The sequence below is a fragment of the Streptomyces sp. NPDC002536 genome (assembly GCF_053594995.1).
The window spans coordinates 1-16,873 of sequence record NZ_JBSFWU010000067.1 but is presented as its reverse complement, the minus strand read 5'-3'; the positions used below and the strand labels follow the sequence as shown (position 1 = coordinate 16,873).

Here is a 16,873-nt window from a genome sequence, read left to right as displayed (position 1 = left end):
TCCGGAGGAACCGACCCCAGACGTTACGGATCGGCGCCCCCGGCGGCGTCCCGCAACGGGTGGAATCCGAGGGCAACTTGGGCGGTACCTCCTCACCGGTCTCCACCCCGCGCGGTAGGCGCAGCCGTCACTCCGCTCCCGTCCAGCCGCTCCAGCGCGTGACCTCGACGGCCACCACCTGGCCTTCCGGCGGATGCGCCGCGTACTGCGGGTACTTCCGCTGCAGGAGTCCGACCGGGCCGCCGCACTGGTCGCGGTCCGTCCAGACCTCGGCGTGCCCGTCGGCCCGGGCCCACCACAGCGCGGTCCAGTCGTCCGCGTAGTGGTCGGCGAGGATGCTGACTTGGGGGTTCTGCCGGATGTTGCGCAGGCGGCGCAGGAGTTGTGTGCTCTTCGGCTTGTCGTCGACCGCGAAGTACAGCACGTCCTGGCCCAGCGCGAAGGTGATCGGGACGACGTGCGGCCTGCCCGTCAGATCCGACGTGGCGAGGCGGGCCACCCGTGCCTGCTTGAAGAGCTCCCGGGCCTGTGCGGGTTCCAGTCGCATGCTGCCGACCGTATCCTCCCGGAGGACAGGAGGGACACGACGACATGACCGAGCTGTACCCGCCGATCGAGCCGTACGACTCGGGCATGCTCGACGTCGGCGACGGCAACCTCGTGTACTGGGAGGTCTGCGGGAACCCGGCCGGGAAGCCCGCCCTCGTCGTCCACGGCGGCCCCGGCTCCGGGTGCACGGAGAGGGCCCGGCGGTACTTCGACCCCGCCCGCTACCGCGTCGTCCTCTTCGACCAGCGCGGCTGCGGGCGCAGCACCCCGCACGCGAGCGATCCCGCGAGGGCTCCGCTGCTCCACAACACGACCCACCACCTCGTCGCCGACATGGAGCGGCTGCGCGGACATCTCGGCATCGACCGCTGGCTGCTGTACGGCGGTTCGTGGGGTTCGACGCTGATCCTGGCCTACGCGGAGCGCCACCCGGACCGGGTCACCGGGATCGTCGTCCCGGACGTCACCACGACGCGGCGCTCGGAGACGGAGTGGCTGTACGGCGGCGTCGGCCGTTTCTTCCCCGAGGAGTGGGAGCGGTTCCGGGCGGGGTCCGGCGTGGACGGCGGCGTGGCCGACGTCCTCGGTGCGTACTCCCGTCTCATGGACGACCCGGACCCCGCGGTGCGGGAGCGGGCCGCCGCCGACTGGTGCGCCTGGGAGGACGCGGTGCTCTCGCAGGAGCCCGCCGGAACGCCCCGTTTCTACAGCGGCCGTCCGTCCGCCGCCCGCCAGGCCTTCGTCCGCATCTGCGCGCACTACTTCTCGCACGGCGCCTGGCTGGAGGAGGGCGCGCTGATCCGGGATGCGGGGGGCCTCGCCGGCATTCCGGGCGTGCTGATCCACGGCCGCCTCGACCTCGGCAGCCCCCTCGTGACGGCGTGGGAACTCGCCCGCGCCTGGCCCGGTGCGGAGTTGACGGTCGTCGACGATGCGGGGCATCTCGGCAGTGCCACGATGCGCGGGCATGTGCTGGCGGCGCTGGACCGGTTCGGCGCCCTGTAGGGGCGCGGGGCTGTTTCGATATCTGCGGGCGCGGTGTGGCTGGTCGCGCAGTTCCCCGCGCCCCTACAGGGCGCTACGCGAGGTACCCGCCGTCGATGTCGAGCGTCGTCCCCGTGATGAACGACGCCGACGGGCCGGCGAGGAAGGCGACCCCGGCCGCGATCTCCTCCGGCCGCCCGTAGCGGCCCATCGCGTTGGCGGCCCGCTGGGCGTCGGAGGTCGGACCGTCCTGCGGGTTCATGTCGGTGGCGACGGAACCGGACTGGACGACGTTGACGGTGATCCCGCGGGGGGCCAGGTCGAGGGCGGCGCCCTTGCTGTAGGCGACGACGGCGGCCTTGGTCGCCGCGTAGTCGGCGACGCCGGGGAAGGCGGGCCGCGCACCGAGGTTGGAGCCGATCGTGATGATGCGCCCGCCCTCGCCGAGCACGGCGGACGCGGCCCGTATCGCCGCCGTCACCCCGCCGACGTTGACGGCGAGCTGGTGGTCGAGCGCGGCGGTGTCGGGGTCGGCCTCGTCGACCGTGGCGTGCGCGAAGACGCCCGCGTTGTTGACGAGGACGTCCAACTGCCCGAAGTCCTCGGCCACGCGGGCCACCAGCTCCGCGACCTGGGCGGCGTCCGCCTGGTCGGCCCGGTACGCGGCGGCGCGGACGCCGTGGCCGTCCTCGATCTCCCGCACGACCGCCTCGGCCTTCTCCGCCGAGGCGGCGTAGCTGATCGCCACGTGCGCGCCGGCCTCGGCCAGCGCGCGTGCCGTGGCCGCCCCGATGCCGCGCGAACCGCCCGTCACCAGTGCGACCTTGCCCGCCAGCGCCTTGGTGCTGCTGCTCATGAGAGCCCTCCCCTGAAGACTTCTGTACCGGTCGGTACGTAACAGGGAAGCTACCATATCGATCGGTACAGAAGTCTTTCGAAGTCCCCCGAGGGGAGTGGGCGGTGGCGACGACAGGGCGTCCGCGCGAGTTCGACGTCGACGAGCGGCTGGACCGCGCCCTGCGCGTGTTCTGGCGGCACGGCTACGAGGGCACCGCGCTCTCCGACCTCACGAAGGCGATGGGCATCAACCGCCCGAGCCTCTATGCCGCGTACGGCAACAAGGAGGCGCTGTTCCGCAAGTGCCTCGACCGTTACCGGGAGGGCCCGGCGAGGCATGTGCAGGAGGCGCTGGAGGAGCCGACGGCGCGGGCCGTGGCGGAGTACCTGCTGCGCGGCGTCGTCGGGGTGATCACCCGCGAGGAGGGCCCGGGCTGCCTCATGATCCACGGCGCCCTGGCCACGAGCGAGCAGGCCGGCCCCGTCCGCGACGAGGTGATCGCGCGCCGCAGGGCGGCGGATGCCGCGCTGCGGGAGCGCTTCGAACGGGCCCGCGAGGAGGGGGAGTTCCCGGAGGGCACGGACGTCGCCGCGCTCGCCGGCTACGTCAGCACGCTCTCGTCCGGCCTCGCCGTCCAGGCGGCGGGCGGCGCCACGCGCGAGGAGCTGCAGCGCACGGTCGAGATCGCGATGAGCGCGTGGCCGGGGCGCTAAGGGCGCGTTGATGTTTGGCCGTACGCGGGCAAAAGGGGGCCTGCCGCCCTTCGGCCGGTGGCAGGATCACGCCACCAGTCGTGAAGTGAGAAAGCGGCAAAACCACATGTCGAAGAAGCACGTCGGCCGTGTTGTCATGGCGGCCGTCTCCGCCCCTGCCCTCGTCCTGGCCTTCTCCGCCTCCGCGCACGCGGACGGCAAGGTCACGTGGCGCAATGCGGCGACGAAGGGCTGCCTGAGGACGTACACCCCGCACCAGAACATGCACACGGTCGACACGACCGCCGGTGCGGCCGTGCACTGCTGGAGCGACGGCAGCCAGACCACGGACTGGTACGACTCCCAGTCCAACCTGCAGGACCCCAACGGTGCCTGGACCGAGCGCGAGAGCGGCAACGACGAGTGCCTGACCAGCTATTGGGCCGACGGCTCCGGTCGCGGGGCGGTCTACATCGAGCCGTGTGCGAGCCCGGCGAACTACTACGAGCAGTGGTACGAGAAGTGGACCGGCAACGGCTTCAACCTCGTCAACCGGGAGACCGGCCTGTGCCTGGACAGCAACGCCCAGGGCGACGTCTACGCCATGCGCTGCAACGGCGGTGACTACCAGCTCTGGAAGTGACCGCGGGCCGCGCGGTGCAGCGGCGTCAGTCCGCGGTCGGCCAGTCCCAGCCGAGCTGATGGCGAAGACGTTCACGACCACGATCGGCGGCCGGACGGTCGAGTTGCCGGGCACCATTCACGCCATTCGTGAAGCGTTGCCCGTCGAACAGCGCGCAGAGTTCGAACGCGAGGCCGAGCAGGCCGGGGCGGACGAGATTTCCGGTGTCCTGGCCCGTTGGGCCTTGCGGACTCCGCAGGCCCACGACCCGGAAGAGGACGCGCCGTACCTGGGTCGCCGGCTCTGCGCCCCGTAAGGGGCGCGGGGAACTGCGCGATCAGCCCCCGACGGCCCGCAGTCGACGCACTACCCCGCGCCCCTTACGGGGCGTTGCCGCGGCTGCTAAAGCCGCTCGATCACATAGTCGATGCACACCGTGAGCGCCTCGACGTCCGCCGGGTCGATCGCCGGGAACATCGCCACGCGCAGCTGGTTGCGCCCCAGCTTGCGGTACGGCTCCGTGTCCACGATGCCGTTCGCCCGCAGGGCCGCCGCGACGGCCGCCGCGTCCACGTCGTCCGAGAAGTCGATCGTGCCGATCACCTGCGACCGCTTCGCCGGGTCCGTCACGAACGGCGTCGCGTGCTTCGACGCCTCCGCCCAGCCGTACAGCGCCTGCGACGAGGCCGCGGTGCGGCGCACCGCCCAGTCCAGGCCGCCCTGGCCGTTGAGCCACTCCAGCTGCTCGTTGAGGAGGAAGAGGGTGGACAGGGCGGGGGTGTTGTACGTCTGGTTCTTCAGCGAGTTGTCGATCGCGGTCGGCAGCGAGAAGAACTCGGGGATGTGCCGGCCCGACGCGTGGACGCGGGCCGCCCGCTCCAGTGCCGCCGGGGAGAAGGCGGCGAGCCACAGGCCGCCGTCCGAGGCGAAGGACTTCTGCGGGGCGAAGTAGTAGACGTCGGTCTCGGCGATGTCGACGGGCAGGCCGCCCGCGCCCGAGGTCGCGTCCACCAGGACCAGCGCGCCCTCGTCCGCGCCCGCCACCCGCCGCAGCGGGGCGGCGACGCCGGTGGAGGTCTCGTTGTGGGTGAACGCGTAGACGTCGACGCCCGCCTCCGCCGCCGGCTCCGGGTGGGTGCCCGGCTCGGAGGAGATGACCGTCGGCTCCTCCAGCCACGGGGCGAGCTTCGCGGCCTTGGCGAACTTCGACGAGAACTCGCCGAACGACAGGTGCTGCGACTTGCGTTCGATCAGGCCGTGGGTGGCGATGTCCCAGAAGGCCGTGGATCCGCCGTTGCCCAGCACCACCTCGTAGCCCTCGGGCAGCGGGAACAGCTCGCGGATGCCGGACCGCACCCGGCCGACCAGGCTCTTCACCGGGGCCTGGCGGTGGGACGTGCCGAGCAGGGAGGTTCCGGTCGCGGCCAGGGCGGCGAGCGCCTCCGGACGCACCTTGGACGGGCCCGCGCCGAAGCGACCGTCGGCGGGCTTGATGTCAGCGGGGATCTGGATATCAGCCACGGGGGCACACTATCGGCCGCACCTGCCCGCCGAGGAGCGGCGTCCACCCGATGAGACGATCTGTCCGGTGACGTCCGGCCCCGGACGGGCAGGCTCTCCCCATGGCCGATCTTGCTGCCCTCCACGCCGCACTGCGGGCCGTCGTCTCCGGCACCGTCGACTTCTCCGCCTCCGCCCGCGCACTGACGACCATGGACGCCTCCAACTACCGCCGCGTGCCGCTCGGGGTCGTGTCCCCGCGCGACGCGGACGACGTCGCCGCGGCCCTCGCCGTGTGCCGCGAGCACGCCGTGCCCGTCACCGCCCGCGGCGGCGGCACGTCGATCGCCGGGCAGGCCACGGGCGAAGGCGTCGTCCTGGACTTCACCCGCCACATGAACGCCGTCGTGGACGTCGACCGCGAGGCGCGCACCGCGGTCGTCCAGCCCGGGGTGGTCCTCGACGAACTCCGCGCCGCGGCCCGGCCGTACGGGCTCACCTTCGGCCCCGATCCCTCCACGCACGGCCGCTGCACGCTCGGCGGCATGATCGGCAACAACGCGTGCGGCGCCCACTCGGTGGCGTGGGGGACGACGGCCGACAACGTCCGCACGCTGGACGTCCTGACGTACGGAGGCGAACCCGCCCGGCTGGGCCGGGGCTACGGCGGGCTGCCGGAGCGGCTCGCGCACGGCGTACGCGCCCTGGTGGGCGGGGAGTTGGCGGCGCTGCGCACCGGCTTCCCCGACCTGCCGCGCCGCATCTCCGGCTACGCCCTCGACGCGCTGCTCCCGGAGCGGGGCACGGACGTGGCCCGGGCCTTCACCGGCAGCGAGGGCACGCTGGGGGTGCTGACGCAGGCGACGGTCCGGCTCGTCCGGCTGCCCGCAGCCCGGGCGCTGGCCGTCCTCGGCTACCCGGACGAGAGCGCGGCGGCGGACGCGGCCCATCTGCTCCTCCCGTACGGCCCGTTGACGGTGGAGGGCATGGCGGCGGACCTCGTCCGCGGACCGAACGCCTCCGATTTGCCGAAGGGAACGGCCTGGCTGTTCGTGGAGATGGGCGGTGCCACCGCAACGGAGGCGGCGGCGCGGGCGGCGGCGCTGCGCGGCACGGGAGACGCGTGCAGCCACCTCGTCCTCACCGACCCGGCCGCGCGGCGCACCCTCTGGCGGGTGCGCGAGGACGCGGCCGGCACGGCGACCAGACTGCCCGACGGCGGCGAGGCCTGGCCCGGCTGGGAGGACTGCGCGGTTCCGCCCGCGCGGCTGGGCGCGTATCTCCGCGACTTCCGGGCCCTGTTGACCCAGTACGGACTGCAGGGCGCGCCGTTCGGGCACTTCGGCGAGGGCTGCGTCCACGTGCGCATCGACGTGGACCTGCTGAGTGCGGACGGGGTGCGTCGCTACCGGGAGTTCTCCCGTGCAATGGCGGAACTCGTCGTCGCGCACGGCGGCTCGCTCTCGGGCGAGCACGGCGACGGCCAGGCGAGGGCCGAACTCCTGCCGCGAATGTACGGGGAGGGGACGGTCCGGCTCTTCGAGCGCTTCAAGGACCTGTGGGACCCGGCGGGCGGCCTCAACCCGGGGATGCTCGTCCGCCCGTACCGCCTGGACGAGAACCTGCGCTTCGCGGTGCTGCGGCGGCCTGTCGACGTGGAGTTCGGCTACCCCGAGGACGGCGGGGACTTCCGGGCCGCGGTGCGGCGCTGCGTGGGCGTGGCCAAGTGCCGGGAGACGACCGCCGGGGAGGCCGGGGTGATGTGCCCGTCGTACCGGGTGACGAGGGACGAACGGCACTCCACGCGGGGCCGGGCACGGCTGTTGCACGAGATGCTGGCGGGGGAAGTGGTACGGGACGGCTGGCGCTCGGAGGAGGTGCGCGAGGCGCTGGACCTGTGCCTGTCGTGCAAGGGGTGCCGCAGCGACTGCCCCGTGGGGGTGGACATGGCGACGTACAAGGCGGAGTTCCTGCACCACTACTACGCGGGCCGGCTGCGGCCCGCTGCGCACTACGCGCTGGGCGGCCTGCCGGTGTGGCTGCGGGCGACGTCACGGGCGGCTCCGCTGCTCAACCGGCTGGCGGGGGTGGGCCCGTTGACGACGGTGGCGAAGAGGATCGCGGGCGTGGCGCCGGAGAGGGACATCCCGGAACTGCCGCCGGAGCCGTTCGAGCGCTGGTGGCGCAGACGACCGGACTCCGCCGGGGGCAGAGAGGTCGTCCTGTGGCCGGACACCTTCACCAACCACCTGTCGCCGCAGGTGGGACGCGCGGCAGTGACGGTCCTGGAGGCGGCGGGCCTGCGGGTGACCGTCCCGCGGGCCCCGGTGTGCTGCGGCCTGACATGGGTCTCGACGGGCCGGCTGGGCCGGGCCCGCAAGGTCATGCGCCGCACGCTGGACACGATGGAACCGGCGCTGGCCGCGGGCCTGCCCGTCATCGGCCTGGAACCGAGCTGCACGGCCGCCCTCCGCAGCGACGTACCGGAACTGCTGCCGGACGACCCGAGGGCCCGGCAACTGGCCGCCTCCGTCCGCACCTTCGCCGAGGCGCTGGAGGAGTTGGCGCCCGACTGGTCGCCGCCTCGCCTCGACCGCCCGGTGGCCGGCCAGACACACTGCCACCAGCACGCGGTCCTCGGCGACGCGGCGGAACGCCGCCTCCGCCAAGAGGCGGGCCTGACCGGCGACTTGAGCGGAGGCTGCTGCGGCCTGGCCGGAAACTTCGGCTTCGAGCGCGGCCACTACGCCGTCTCCGTGGCCTGCGCGGAGGAACAACTGCTCCCGGCCCTCCGCAACCGGCCGGAGGGGACGGAGCTCCTGGCGGACGGCTACTCCTGCCGCACCCAGATCGCCCAGCTGGGGGAGGGACTTCGGGCCCGCCATCTGGCGGAGGTGCTGGCGGAGGGGTTGTGAGGCTCAGAAATCGTCGGTGTCCAGGACAAGTTCGAACGGCTCCGGCAGTCGCAACGGCGTGCCGAACGGGTGCGGCCCTTCGGCATGCTCGTAGCCGAGCGCGCCCGGAGCGGAGTACAGCGCCCAGGTCTCCTCCTGCCGGTCCACCAACAGGTACAGCGGAGCACCGAACTGGGCATACCGCCTGCGTTTGGTCACACGGTCGGTATCCCCGTTGGAGGGCGAGGTCACTTCCACGATGAGCAGGCTCTGGTCGGGAACGATGCTCGGCGCGTCCTTGGCCACGACCTCACGTGGTACGACCGCGAGGTCGGGGATGTACCAGTTCGGTGTGCCGGGGAGGTCGACGTTGCCTGATCCGGTGCGGCATCCCAACTCGCGTACCCGGGCATGGATCTGAGCCCTGATGGACTCGGCCGCACCCTCGTGCCCCCATGTCGGCGACACCGGCTGGATCACTCCCTCGATGATCTCGGCGCGGTCCCCCGCGACATGCTGAACGGCGATCTTCAGCGCCCGTTCCAGGTCGGCGGGGTCAGCCGGTTGATAGGGCTGCACACTCACCGTGTACTCCTTTGCTGTGGTGGCGGATTCGACACTATCGCCATGCCAACGACAGGCGCGTTCCCCGCAGGAGTGCCGTCCGGGTGACGAGGGCGCCGTGGCCCCGGCCGAAAACCGTTCAAGCATGCTTGCTTGTTTCCCGCCCCCCTGCCACCCTCCTCTGCATGTCCGCGTCAACACCAACGCGCTTATTCCCGCCCCCGCCCCCGCTCCGCATCGGGAACGCCTCCGGCTTCTACGGCGATCGGTTCTCCGCGCTCCGCGAGATGCTGACCGGTGGGCCGCTCGACGTCGTGACCGGGGACTATCTGGCCGAGCTGACCATGCTGATCCTCGGCCGTGACCGGCTGAAGGACTCCGGTGCGGGGTATGCCCGCACGTTTCTGCGGCAGTTGGAGGAAGGGCTCGGGCTCGCCGTCGAGCGGGGCGTCAAGGTCGTGACGAACGCCGGGGGGCTCAACCCCGCCGGGCTCGCCGAGCGGATCGGGGACCTCGCCGAGCGGCTCGGGGTGCCCGTGCGCGTCGCGCACGTGACCGGTGACGACCTGAGTGCCGAGCGCGAGCGCTGGGGCAAGGGGGTCATCACCGCCAACGCCTACCTCGGCGGCGCCGGGATCGCCGAGTGCCTGCGGGCCGGGGCGGACGTCGTCGTCACCGGCCGGGTGACCGACGCGGCCCTCGTCAGCGGGCCCGCCGCCGCGCACTTCGGGTGGTGCGCCGAGGACCTGGACCCGCTCGCCGGCGCGGTCGTCGCCGGGCACATCCTGGAGTGCGGGGCCCAGGCGACCGGCGGCAACTACGCCTTCTTCCGCGAGCACGACGTCCGCCGCCCCGGCTTCCCCCTCGCCGAGATCCACGCCGACGGCTCGGCCGTCATCACCAAACACCCCGGCACCGGCGGCGCGGTCACGGTCGGCACGGTCACCGCGCAGCTGCTCTACGAGACGGCCGGGCCGCGCTACCCCGGGCCCGATGTGACCGCCCGGCTGGACACCGTCCGGCTCGCGCAGGACGGGCCGGACCGGGTGCGCGTCGGCGGAGCGCGCGGCGAGCCGCCGCCGGCCACGCTCAAGGTCGGGCTGACCCGGGCCGGGGGCTGGCGCAACGAGGTCGTCTTCGTGCTGACCGGGCTCGACATCGAGGACAAGGCACGGCTGGTGCAGGACCAGGTCGAGGAGGCCCTCGGCGACCGGCGGCCGGCCGAGGTGCGCTGGACCCTGGCCCGTACCGACCACGCCGATGCGCCCGTGCAGGAGGAGGCGAGCGCGCTGCTGCGGCTCGTCGTGCGCGACCGCGACCCGGAGACCGTCGGCCGGGCGGTCGGTGCCGCCGCCGTGGAGCTGGCCCTGGCCTCGTACCCCGGGTTCCACCTCACGGCCCCGCCCGGGCAGGGCTCGGTGTACGGGGTGTTCGAGGCCGCGTGCGCCGAGCCGGAGAGCGTGCGGCACGTGGCCGTGCTGCCCGACGGCACCCGGGTGCCGGTGCTCCCGGCACCCGTACGGGAGGTGCACGGACCGCCCGTGCAGGATGCGCTGCCCGAGCCGCTGCCCGCCGGGCCCACCCGCCGGGCACCGCTCGGCCTCGTCGCCGGGGCGCGCAGCGGGGACAAGGGCGGCAGCGCCAACGTGGGCGTCTGGGCCCGCGACGAGACCGCCTGGCGCTGGCTCGCCCACGAGCTCACCGTCGAGCGGTTCCGGCAACTCCTGCCCGAGACCGCCGCATTGCCCGTCGAGCGGCACGTCCTGCCCAATCTCCGGTCCCTCAACTTCGTCGTCGACGGCCTGCTCGGCGAGGGCGTCGCCGCGCAGGCCCGCTTCGACCCCCAGGCCAAGGCCGTGGGGGAGTGGCTGCGCGCCCGCCACCTGGAGATACCGGAGGAGGTGCTCCTGTGACGGTCCTGAACTCGGCCCTCGATACCGACGCGCCCGAATTCGCCGCCCACCGCGCCGCCATGCTGGAGAAACTCGCCGCACTCGACAGTGAGCACGCGAAGGCCCTCGCCGGGGGCGGGGAGAAATACACCGCCCGGCACCGGGCCCGCGGCAAACTGCTCGCCCGTGAGCGGATCGAGCTGCTCGTCGACCCGGACACGCCCTTTCTCGAACTCTCCCCGCTCGCCGCCTGGGGCAGCGACTACGCCGTCGGCGCCTCGATGGTCACCGGCATCGGCGTCGTCGAGGGCGTCGAATGCGTCATCACGGCCAACGACCCGACCGTGCGCGGCGGGGCCAGTAATCCCTGGACCCTGAAGAAGGCCCTGCGGGCCCACGAGATCGCGCACGCCAACCGGCTGCCGCTCATCGGGCTCGTCGAGTCCGGCGGCGCCGATCTGCCGTCCCAGAAGGAGATCTTCATTCCCGGCGGGGCGCTCTTCAAGGACCTCACCCGGCTCTCCGCGGCCGGAATCCCCACGGTGGCCGTGGTGTTCGGCAATTCGACGGCGGGCGGGGCGTACGTCCCCGGAATGTCCGACCACGTCGTCATGGTCAAGGACCGGGCCAAGGTCTTCCTCGGCGGCCCGCCCCTGGTCAGGATGGCCACGGGGGAGGAGAGCGACGACGAGTCGCTCGGCGGGGCCGCCATGCACGCGAGAACCTCCGGACTCGCCGACCATTTCGCGGTCGACGAGACCGACGCGCTGAGACGGGCCCGCCGCATCGTCGCCCGCCTCAACTGGCGCAAGGCGCACCCCGATCCGCCGCCCGGCGTGCCCCCGCTCCTCGACGAGGACGAACTGCTGGGCATCGTCCCGGGCGACGTCAAAATCCCCTTCGACCCCCGCGAGGTCGTCGCCCGCATCGTCGACGGCTCGGATTTCGACGAGTTCAAGCCGCTTTACGGCACGAGCCTGACGACGGGCTGGGCGGAGCTGCACGGGTATCCCGTCGGCATTCTGGCCAATGCGCAGGGCGTGATCTTCAGCGAGGAGTCCCAGAAGGCCGCGCAGTTCATCCAGTTGGCCAATCAGCGCGACATTCCGCTCGTCTTCCTGCACAACACCACCGGCTACATGGTGGGCCGCGCCTACGAGCAGGGCGGCATCGTCAAACACGGCGCCATGATGATCAACGCGGTGTCGAACTCCCGCGTGCCGCACCTGTCCGTGCTGATGGGCGCCTCGTACGGGGCCGGGCACTACGGGATGTGCGGCAGGGCCTACGACCCCCGGTTCCTGTTCTCCTGGCCGAGCGCCAAGTCGGCCGTGATGGGGCCGCAGCAGCTCGCCGGGGTGCTGTCGATCGTGGCCCGGGCGTCGGCGGCGGCGAAGGGGCAGCCGTACGACGAGGACGCCGACGCCGGCCTGCGGGCCGTGGTGGAGCAGCAGATCGAGTCGGAGTCGCTGCCCGCGTTCCTCTCCGGGCGGCTGTACGACGACGGGGTGATCGACCCGCGCGACACGCGGACCGTGCTGGGCATCTGCCTGTCCGCGATCCACACGGCACCGGTCGAAGGGGTGCGGGGCGGTTTCGGTGTCTTCCGGATGTGAGGCGGAGATGATCCCACCAGCAATCGCATCAGTACTCGTCGCCAACCGGGGCGAGATCGCCTGCCGCATCATCCGCACCTGCCGGGAACTGGGCATCCGGACGGTGGCCGTCCATGCGGACCCGGACGCGGAGTCCCTGCACGTCCGCGAGGCGGACAGCGCGGTGCGGCTGCCAGGGGCGGCGCCCGCGGACACGTACCTGCGGGGCGACCTGATCGTCCGAGCCGCCCTCGCCGCGGGCGCGGACGCCGTGCACCCGGGGTACGGATTCCTCTCCGAGAGCGCCGGGTTCGCGCGCGCCGTGACGGACGCGGGGCTGGTGTGGATCGGGCCGCCGCCGGAGGCCATGGCCGCCATGGCGTCCAAGACGCACGCCAAACGGATCATGGCGGAGGCCGGGGTGCCCCTGCTCTCGCCCGTCGACCTGCAACGGGCCACCGCAGCCGACCTGCCGCTGCTGCTCAAGGCGGCGGCCGGGGGCGGCGGGCGCGGGATGCGCGTGGTGCGCGATCTTGCCGCCCTGCAGGGCGAGTCGGCCTCGGCACGCGCGGAGGCGGAGGCCGCCTTCGGGGACGGCGAGGTCTTCGCGGAGCCGTATGTGGAGGGCGGCCGGCACGTGGAGGTGCAGGTCCTCGCGGACACCCACGGCACGGTGTGGACCCTGGGGACGCGGGACTGCTCGCTGCAGCGCCGCCACCAGAAGGTGATCGAGGAGGCTCCCGCGCCCGCCCTCCCGGACGCCCTGCGCGCGGAGCTCGCGGCGGCGGCGACGGCCGCGGCGCGGGCGGTGGGCTATGCGAGCGCGGGGACGGTGGAGTTCCTGGTCGGCCGGGACGGCCGTCCGTACTTCCTGGAGATGAACACCCGGCTCCAGGTGGAGCACCCGGTCACGGAACGCGTGCACGGCGTGGACCTGGTGGCCCTGCAGATCCGTGTGGCGGAGGGCGGCCGGCTGGACCCGCAGGGGCCGCCGGAGCCGCGCGGGCACGCGGTCGAGGCGCGGCTGTACGCGGAGGACCCGGGGCGGGGATGGCAGCCGCGGACGGGAACGGTGCACCGGCTCCGCGTCCCCGCCGACGGCGCGGTCCGCACCGACGCGGGGGTCGCCGACGGGGACACGGTCACCCCCCACTACGACCCGCTGCTGGCCAAGCTGATCGCCTGGGCCCCCACCCGGCCGGAGGCCGTCCGCCTGCTGGCGGCCGCGCTGGAACGCGCCGAGATCCACGGCCCGTTCACCAACCGCGACCTCCTCGTGGGCTCCCTCCGCCACCCCGAGTTCACGGCCGCCCGCATGGACACCGGCTTCTACGACCGGCACCTCGCCGAACTCGCGGCCCCGCGCGAGGGGACCCGGCTCGCCGCGCTTGCCGCAGCCCTCGCCGACGCGCAGGGCCGCCACCGCTTCGGCGCCTGGCGCAACCTGCCCTCCCAGCCGCAGGTCAAGCGCTACCGGTCCGAGCCGGACGGCGCGGAGCACGAGATCCGCTACCTCCTCACCCGCAACGGCGGACTCACCGCCGAGGGCTTCGACGGCATCCGCCTGCTGCACGCCGCGCCCGGCCGCGTCGTCCTCGAAGTCGACGGTGTGCGCCGCCCGTTCGACGTTGCGGCCTACGCGGCCGGCACCCGTATCCACGTCGGCGGCCACGCCCTCACCGCCCTGCCCCGCTTCCCCGAACCCGTCGCCCCGCGGGAGTCCGGCTCGTTGCTCGCCCCCATGCCGGGCACGGTCGTCCGGGTGGCCGAGGGCATCACCGTGGGCGGACCCGTGGAAGCCGGACAGACCCTGCTCTGGCTGGAGGCCATGAAGATGGAGCACCGCATCGTCGCACCGGCCCCCGGCACGCTCACCGCCCTGCACGCGGTCCCCGGCCGGCAGGTCGAGGTCGGGGAGGTCCTCGCAGTCGTCACGGAGAAGGAGGCCTGATGACCCTCATCGAGACCGACGAACAACGCACCCTGCGCACCGCCGTCGCCGCCCTCGCGGCCCGCTACGGCCACGACTGCTTCGCCGCCGCCGCGCGCGACGGCCGCACCACCGACGAACTGTGGGCCGAGGCAGGCAAGTTCGGCTACCTCGGCGTCAACCTCCCCGAGGAGTACGGCGGCGGGGGCGCCGGCATCACCGAGCTGGCGATCGTCCTGGAGGAACTCGGTGCCGCGGGCTGTCCGCTGCTCCTGCTCGTCGTCTCGCCCGCCATCTGCGGCACCGTGATCGCCCGCTTCGGCACCGACGAGCAGAAGCACCGCTGGCTGCCCGGCCTGGCGGCCGGCACCCTCCGCATGGCCTTCGGGATCACCGAGCCGGACGCCGGGTCGAACTCCCACCGCCTCACCACCACCGCCCGCCGCGACGGCGACGGCTGGATCCTCACGGGGCGCAAGATCTTCATCTCCGGTGCGGACATCGCCGACGCGACCCTCGTCGTCGGGCGCACCGAGGACGCCCGGACGGGCCGGCTCAAGCCCTGCCTCTTCGTCGTCGAGCGCGACGCCCCGGGCTTCGTCCGCCGCCCGATCCCCATGGAACTGGCCGCGCCGGAGAAGCAGTTCGAGCTCGTCCTGGACGACGTCCGGCTGCCCGCCTCCGCCCTCGTCGGCGACGAGGACGCCGGGCTGCAGCAGCTCTTCGCCGGCCTCAACCCCGAGCGCATCATGACCGCGGCCTTCGCGATCGGCATGGCCCGCCACGCGCTCGCCCGGGCCGTCGGCTACGCGCGGGTCCGGCAGGTGTGGGACGTACCGATCGGCGCCCACCAGGCCATCGCGCACCCGCTCGCCCAGGCGCACATCGAGACAGAACTGGCGCGGCTGATGACGTACAAGGCCGCGTACCTCTACGACACCGGGAACGACGCGGCCGCGGGCGAGGCCGCCAACATGGCCAAGTACGCCGCCGCGGAGGCGGCCGTCCGCACCGTCGACCAGGCCGTGCACACCCTCGGCGGCAACGGCCTCACGAAGGAGTTCGGCCTCGCTGCGCTGATCACGGCGTCGCGCGTGGCACGGGTCGCCCCGGTGAGCCGGGAGATGATCCTCAACTACGTCTCGCACCGGACGCTCGGCCTCCCCAAGTCCTACTGAAAGTTCTGCTGAAGTCCTGCTGAAGGTCCTGCTGAAAGTTCTGCTGAAAGAAGGGAGCTTCGCTCATGCCGGTGGTCCGCCGCACGCACGACCAGGGCGTCACGACACTCACGCTCGACTCCCCGCGCAACCACAACGCCCTCTCCGCCCGCCTGCTGGCGGAACTGCACGAGCAACTGTCCCGGGCGGCGGAGCACTCCGGCACCCGCGCCGTCGTCCTCACCCACACCGGCACCACGTTCTGCGCCGGGGCGGACCTGCGCGACCGGGTGCCCACGGGCCCCGACGGGATGGCCCGGCTGCTGCGCAGCATCGTGGAGCTGCCCAAGCCCGTCGTCGCCCGGGTCACGGGGCACGTACGGGGCGGGGGGATCGGGCTGTTGGGGGCCTGCGACATCACCGCGGCCCGGGCGGACACGTCCTTCGCCTTTACCGAGGCGCGGCTGGGCCTGGCGCCCGCCGTGATCTCCCTGCCGCTGCTGCCCCGCCTCGAACCGCGGGCCGCATCCCGCTACTACCTCACCGGCGAACGGTTCAGCGCGGCGGAGGCGGCCCGCATCGGCCTCGTGAGCGTGGTCGCGGACGACGTGGACGCGGCGCTCGCCCCCGTCCTCGACGGCCTGCGCCGCGGCTCCCCGCAGGGCCTGGCCGAGTCCAAGAGACTGGCGACGGCGGAGGTACGGCGCGCCTTCGACCGGGACGAGGCGGAACTCGTCGCCCTGTCGGCCCGGCTGTTCGCCTCGGCCGAGGCCCGCGAGGGCATGACGGCCTTCCTGGAACGGCGGGACCCCGCATGGCTGCGGTGACCGCCCCCAAGCAGGACCGCAGCCGCCTCACCCGGCAGCGCCTCCTCCAGGCCGCGATCGCCTGCCTGGCCGAACACGGCTGGGCGGGCTCCACGGTGACGGTCGTCGCGGAACGGGCGGGGGTGTCGCGGGGGGCGGCACAGCACCATTTCCGCACGCGTGAGGACCTGTTCACGGCAGCGGTGGAGTACGTGGCCGAGGAACGCTCGGCAGCACTGCGCGCGCTACGGGGCCCCGCCTGCCGGACGGCGGTGGTCTCCGAACTGGTCGCCCTCTACACGGGCCCGCTGTTCCGCGCCGCACTGCAGCTGTGGGTGGCGGCGACGTACGAGGAACAACTGCGCCCGCAAGTAACGGCGTTGGAGGCAAGGGTGGGCCGCGAGGTCCACCGCATGGCGGTGGACCTGCTCGACGCGGACGAGTCGGTACCGGGGGTACGGGAGACGGTGCAGGGCCTGCTGGACATGGCACGGGGCCTGGGCCTGGCGAACCTGCTGACGGACGACGCGGCGCGACGGGAACGGGTGGTGGCGCAGTGGGTACGGATATTGGACGGGGCGCTGGGGGGCGCCCCGTAGGCGCCCCTGTCCCGGAGGTGCGCCCCGTCAGGGGCGCGGGGAACTGCGCGACCAGCCACGGACGACTTGCAGCCGACGCACTACCTGGGGGGTCCGGGGCGCAGCCCCGGGACGTCGACTGCGGGCGCGTCGTGGCTGGTCGCGCAGTTCCCCGCGCCCCTTCGGGGCGCAGCCCCCGAAGCGGGGGGTTTGGGGGGCTTGCCCCCCCAGAAACGGTGAAAGGGCGGGGCTGGGGCCTCGAACACCACTTC

At 73.2% G+C, this 16,873-nt stretch carries 15 protein-coding genes; 11 read left to right on the top strand and 4 right to left on the bottom strand.

Annotated elements, in window-relative coordinates:
• Positions 1–127: 127 nt before the first annotated feature.
• Positions 128–547: a TIGR03668 family PPOX class F420-dependent oxidoreductase gene (locus ACWD4B_RS23265; protein WP_336414712.1), complete on the bottom strand. Its 420-nt coding sequence runs from the start codon at positions 545–547 to the stop codon at positions 128–130.
• Between the two features lie 44 nt (positions 548–591).
• Between ACWD4B_RS23265 and pip the strand changes: the two genes are divergently transcribed.
• Positions 592–1,554, top strand: coding sequence for a prolyl aminopeptidase (pip, locus tag ACWD4B_RS23260; RefSeq protein WP_451422542.1), 963 nt, complete (start codon positions 592–594; stop codon positions 1,552–1,554).
• 73 nt (positions 1,555–1,627) lie between these two features.
• Here the strand turns inward: pip and ACWD4B_RS23255 are convergent, their stop codons facing one another.
• Positions 1,628–2,389 (bottom strand): SDR family oxidoreductase, encoded by a 762-nt coding sequence (locus tag ACWD4B_RS23255; protein ID WP_336414714.1) that lies wholly within the window; start codon positions 2,387–2,389, stop codon positions 1,628–1,630.
• Positions 2,390–2,493: 104 nt separating this feature from the next.
• On the opposite strand from ACWD4B_RS23255, the gene ACWD4B_RS23250 reads away from it, so the two are divergent.
• The 3 genes from ACWD4B_RS23250 (at position 2,494) to ACWD4B_RS23240 (ending at position 4,001) form a co-directional block, all read left to right on the top strand.
• Positions 2,494–3,084, top strand: a complete 591-nt coding sequence (locus tag ACWD4B_RS23250) for a TetR/AcrR family transcriptional regulator (protein WP_451422541.1) — start codon at positions 2,494–2,496, stop codon at positions 3,082–3,084.
• A gap of 106 nt (positions 3,085–3,190) precedes the next feature.
• Positions 3,191–3,706: an RICIN domain-containing protein gene (locus ACWD4B_RS23245; RefSeq protein WP_451422540.1), complete on the top strand. Its 516-nt coding sequence runs from the start codon at positions 3,191–3,193 to the stop codon at positions 3,704–3,706.
• 58 nt (positions 3,707–3,764) lie between these two features.
• On the top strand, positions 3,765–4,001 hold the full coding sequence (locus ACWD4B_RS23240; RefSeq protein ID WP_451422539.1) for a hypothetical protein: 237 nt from the start codon (positions 3,765–3,767) through the stop codon (positions 3,999–4,001).
• Positions 4,002–4,087: 86 nt separating this feature from the next.
• Here ACWD4B_RS23240 and serC read toward each other — a convergent pair whose 3' ends face one another.
• Positions 4,088–5,206: a phosphoserine transaminase gene (gene serC / locus ACWD4B_RS23235; RefSeq protein ID WP_451422538.1), complete on the bottom strand. Its 1,119-nt coding sequence runs from the start codon at positions 5,204–5,206 to the stop codon at positions 4,088–4,090.
• A 101-nt stretch (positions 5,207–5,307) separates the two neighbouring features.
• Between serC and ACWD4B_RS23230 the strand changes: the two genes are divergently transcribed.
• Positions 5,308–8,100 carry an FAD-binding and (Fe-S)-binding domain-containing protein gene (locus ACWD4B_RS23230; protein WP_451422537.1) on the top strand — a complete coding sequence of 931 codons (2,793 nt, stop codon included), beginning with the start codon at positions 5,308–5,310 and terminating at the stop codon, positions 8,098–8,100.
• 3 nt (positions 8,101–8,103) lie between these two features.
• On the opposite strand, the gene ACWD4B_RS23225 is transcribed toward ACWD4B_RS23230, so the two are convergent.
• On the bottom strand, positions 8,104–8,664 hold the full coding sequence (locus tag ACWD4B_RS23225; protein WP_451422536.1) for a Uma2 family endonuclease: 561 nt from the start codon (positions 8,662–8,664) through the stop codon (positions 8,104–8,106).
• A gap of 164 nt (positions 8,665–8,828) precedes the next feature.
• On the opposite strand from ACWD4B_RS23225, the gene ACWD4B_RS23220 reads away from it, so the two are divergent.
• The 6 genes from ACWD4B_RS23220 to ACWD4B_RS23195 all read left to right on the top strand — a co-directional run bounded on the left by ACWD4B_RS23220 (position 8,829) and on the right by ACWD4B_RS23195 (position 16,622).
• Positions 8,829–10,556: an acyclic terpene utilization AtuA family protein gene (locus ACWD4B_RS23220; RefSeq protein ID WP_451422535.1), complete on the top strand. Its 1,728-nt coding sequence runs from the start codon at positions 8,829–8,831 to the stop codon at positions 10,554–10,556.
• Positions 10,553–12,151, top strand: a complete 1,599-nt coding sequence (locus ACWD4B_RS23215; RefSeq protein ID WP_451422534.1) for an acyl-CoA carboxylase subunit beta — start codon at positions 10,553–10,555, stop codon at positions 12,149–12,151. Before ACWD4B_RS23220 ends, ACWD4B_RS23215 begins: the two co-directional genes overlap by 4 nt.
• A 7-nt stretch (positions 12,152–12,158) precedes the next feature.
• Positions 12,159–14,081 (top strand): acetyl/propionyl/methylcrotonyl-CoA carboxylase subunit alpha, encoded by a 1,923-nt coding sequence (locus tag ACWD4B_RS23210; RefSeq protein ID WP_451422533.1) that lies wholly within the window; start codon positions 12,159–12,161, stop codon positions 14,079–14,081.
• On the top strand, positions 14,081–15,238 hold the full coding sequence (locus ACWD4B_RS23205) for an acyl-CoA dehydrogenase family protein (RefSeq protein WP_451422532.1): 1,158 nt from the start codon (positions 14,081–14,083) through the stop codon (positions 15,236–15,238). The genes ACWD4B_RS23210 and ACWD4B_RS23205 overlap by 1 nt, the downstream gene beginning before the upstream one ends.
• A 65-nt stretch (positions 15,239–15,303) precedes the next feature.
• A complete protein-coding gene (locus tag ACWD4B_RS23200) occupies positions 15,304–16,044 on the top strand; it encodes an enoyl-CoA hydratase family protein (protein WP_451422531.1) in 741 nt (246 codons plus the stop codon).
• On the top strand, positions 16,032–16,622 hold the full coding sequence (locus ACWD4B_RS23195; protein WP_451422530.1) for a TetR/AcrR family transcriptional regulator: 591 nt from the start codon (positions 16,032–16,034) through the stop codon (positions 16,620–16,622). The genes ACWD4B_RS23200 and ACWD4B_RS23195 overlap by 13 nt, the downstream gene beginning before the upstream one ends.
• Positions 16,623–16,873 lie beyond the last annotated feature (251 nt).

Excerpts from the sequence above, each read along its gene's own strand:
- pip (WP_451422542.1), top strand. The coding sequence starts at position 592 with ATGACCGAGCTGTACCCGCCGATCGAGCCGTACGACTCGGGCATGCTC.
- ACWD4B_RS23220 (WP_451422535.1), top strand. The coding sequence starts at position 8,829 with ATGTCCGCGTCAACACCAACGCGCTTATTCCCGCCCCCGCCCCCGCTC.
- ACWD4B_RS23210 (WP_451422533.1), top strand. The coding sequence starts at position 12,159 with ATGATCCCACCAGCAATCGCATCAGTACTCGTCGCCAACCGGGGCGAG.
- ACWD4B_RS23240 (WP_451422539.1), top strand. The coding sequence starts at position 3,765 with ATGGCGAAGACGTTCACGACCACGATCGGCGGCCGGACGGTCGAGTTG.
- ACWD4B_RS23255 (WP_336414714.1), bottom strand. The coding sequence starts at position 2,389 with ATGAGCAGCAGCACCAAGGCGCTGGCGGGCAAGGTCGCACTGGTGACG.
- ACWD4B_RS23200 (WP_451422531.1), top strand. The coding sequence starts at position 15,304 with ATGCCGGTGGTCCGCCGCACGCACGACCAGGGCGTCACGACACTCACG.
- ACWD4B_RS23230 (WP_451422537.1), top strand. The coding sequence starts at position 5,308 with ATGGCCGATCTTGCTGCCCTCCACGCCGCACTGCGGGCCGTCGTCTCC.
- ACWD4B_RS23205 (WP_451422532.1), top strand. The coding sequence starts at position 14,081 with ATGACCCTCATCGAGACCGACGAACAACGCACCCTGCGCACCGCCGTC.
- ACWD4B_RS23195 (WP_451422530.1), top strand. The coding sequence starts at position 16,032 with ATGGCTGCGGTGACCGCCCCCAAGCAGGACCGCAGCCGCCTCACCCGG.
- ACWD4B_RS23265 (WP_336414712.1), bottom strand. The coding sequence starts at position 547 with ATGCGACTGGAACCCGCACAGGCCCGGGAGCTCTTCAAGCAGGCACGG.
- ACWD4B_RS23245 (WP_451422540.1), top strand. The coding sequence starts at position 3,191 with ATGTCGAAGAAGCACGTCGGCCGTGTTGTCATGGCGGCCGTCTCCGCC.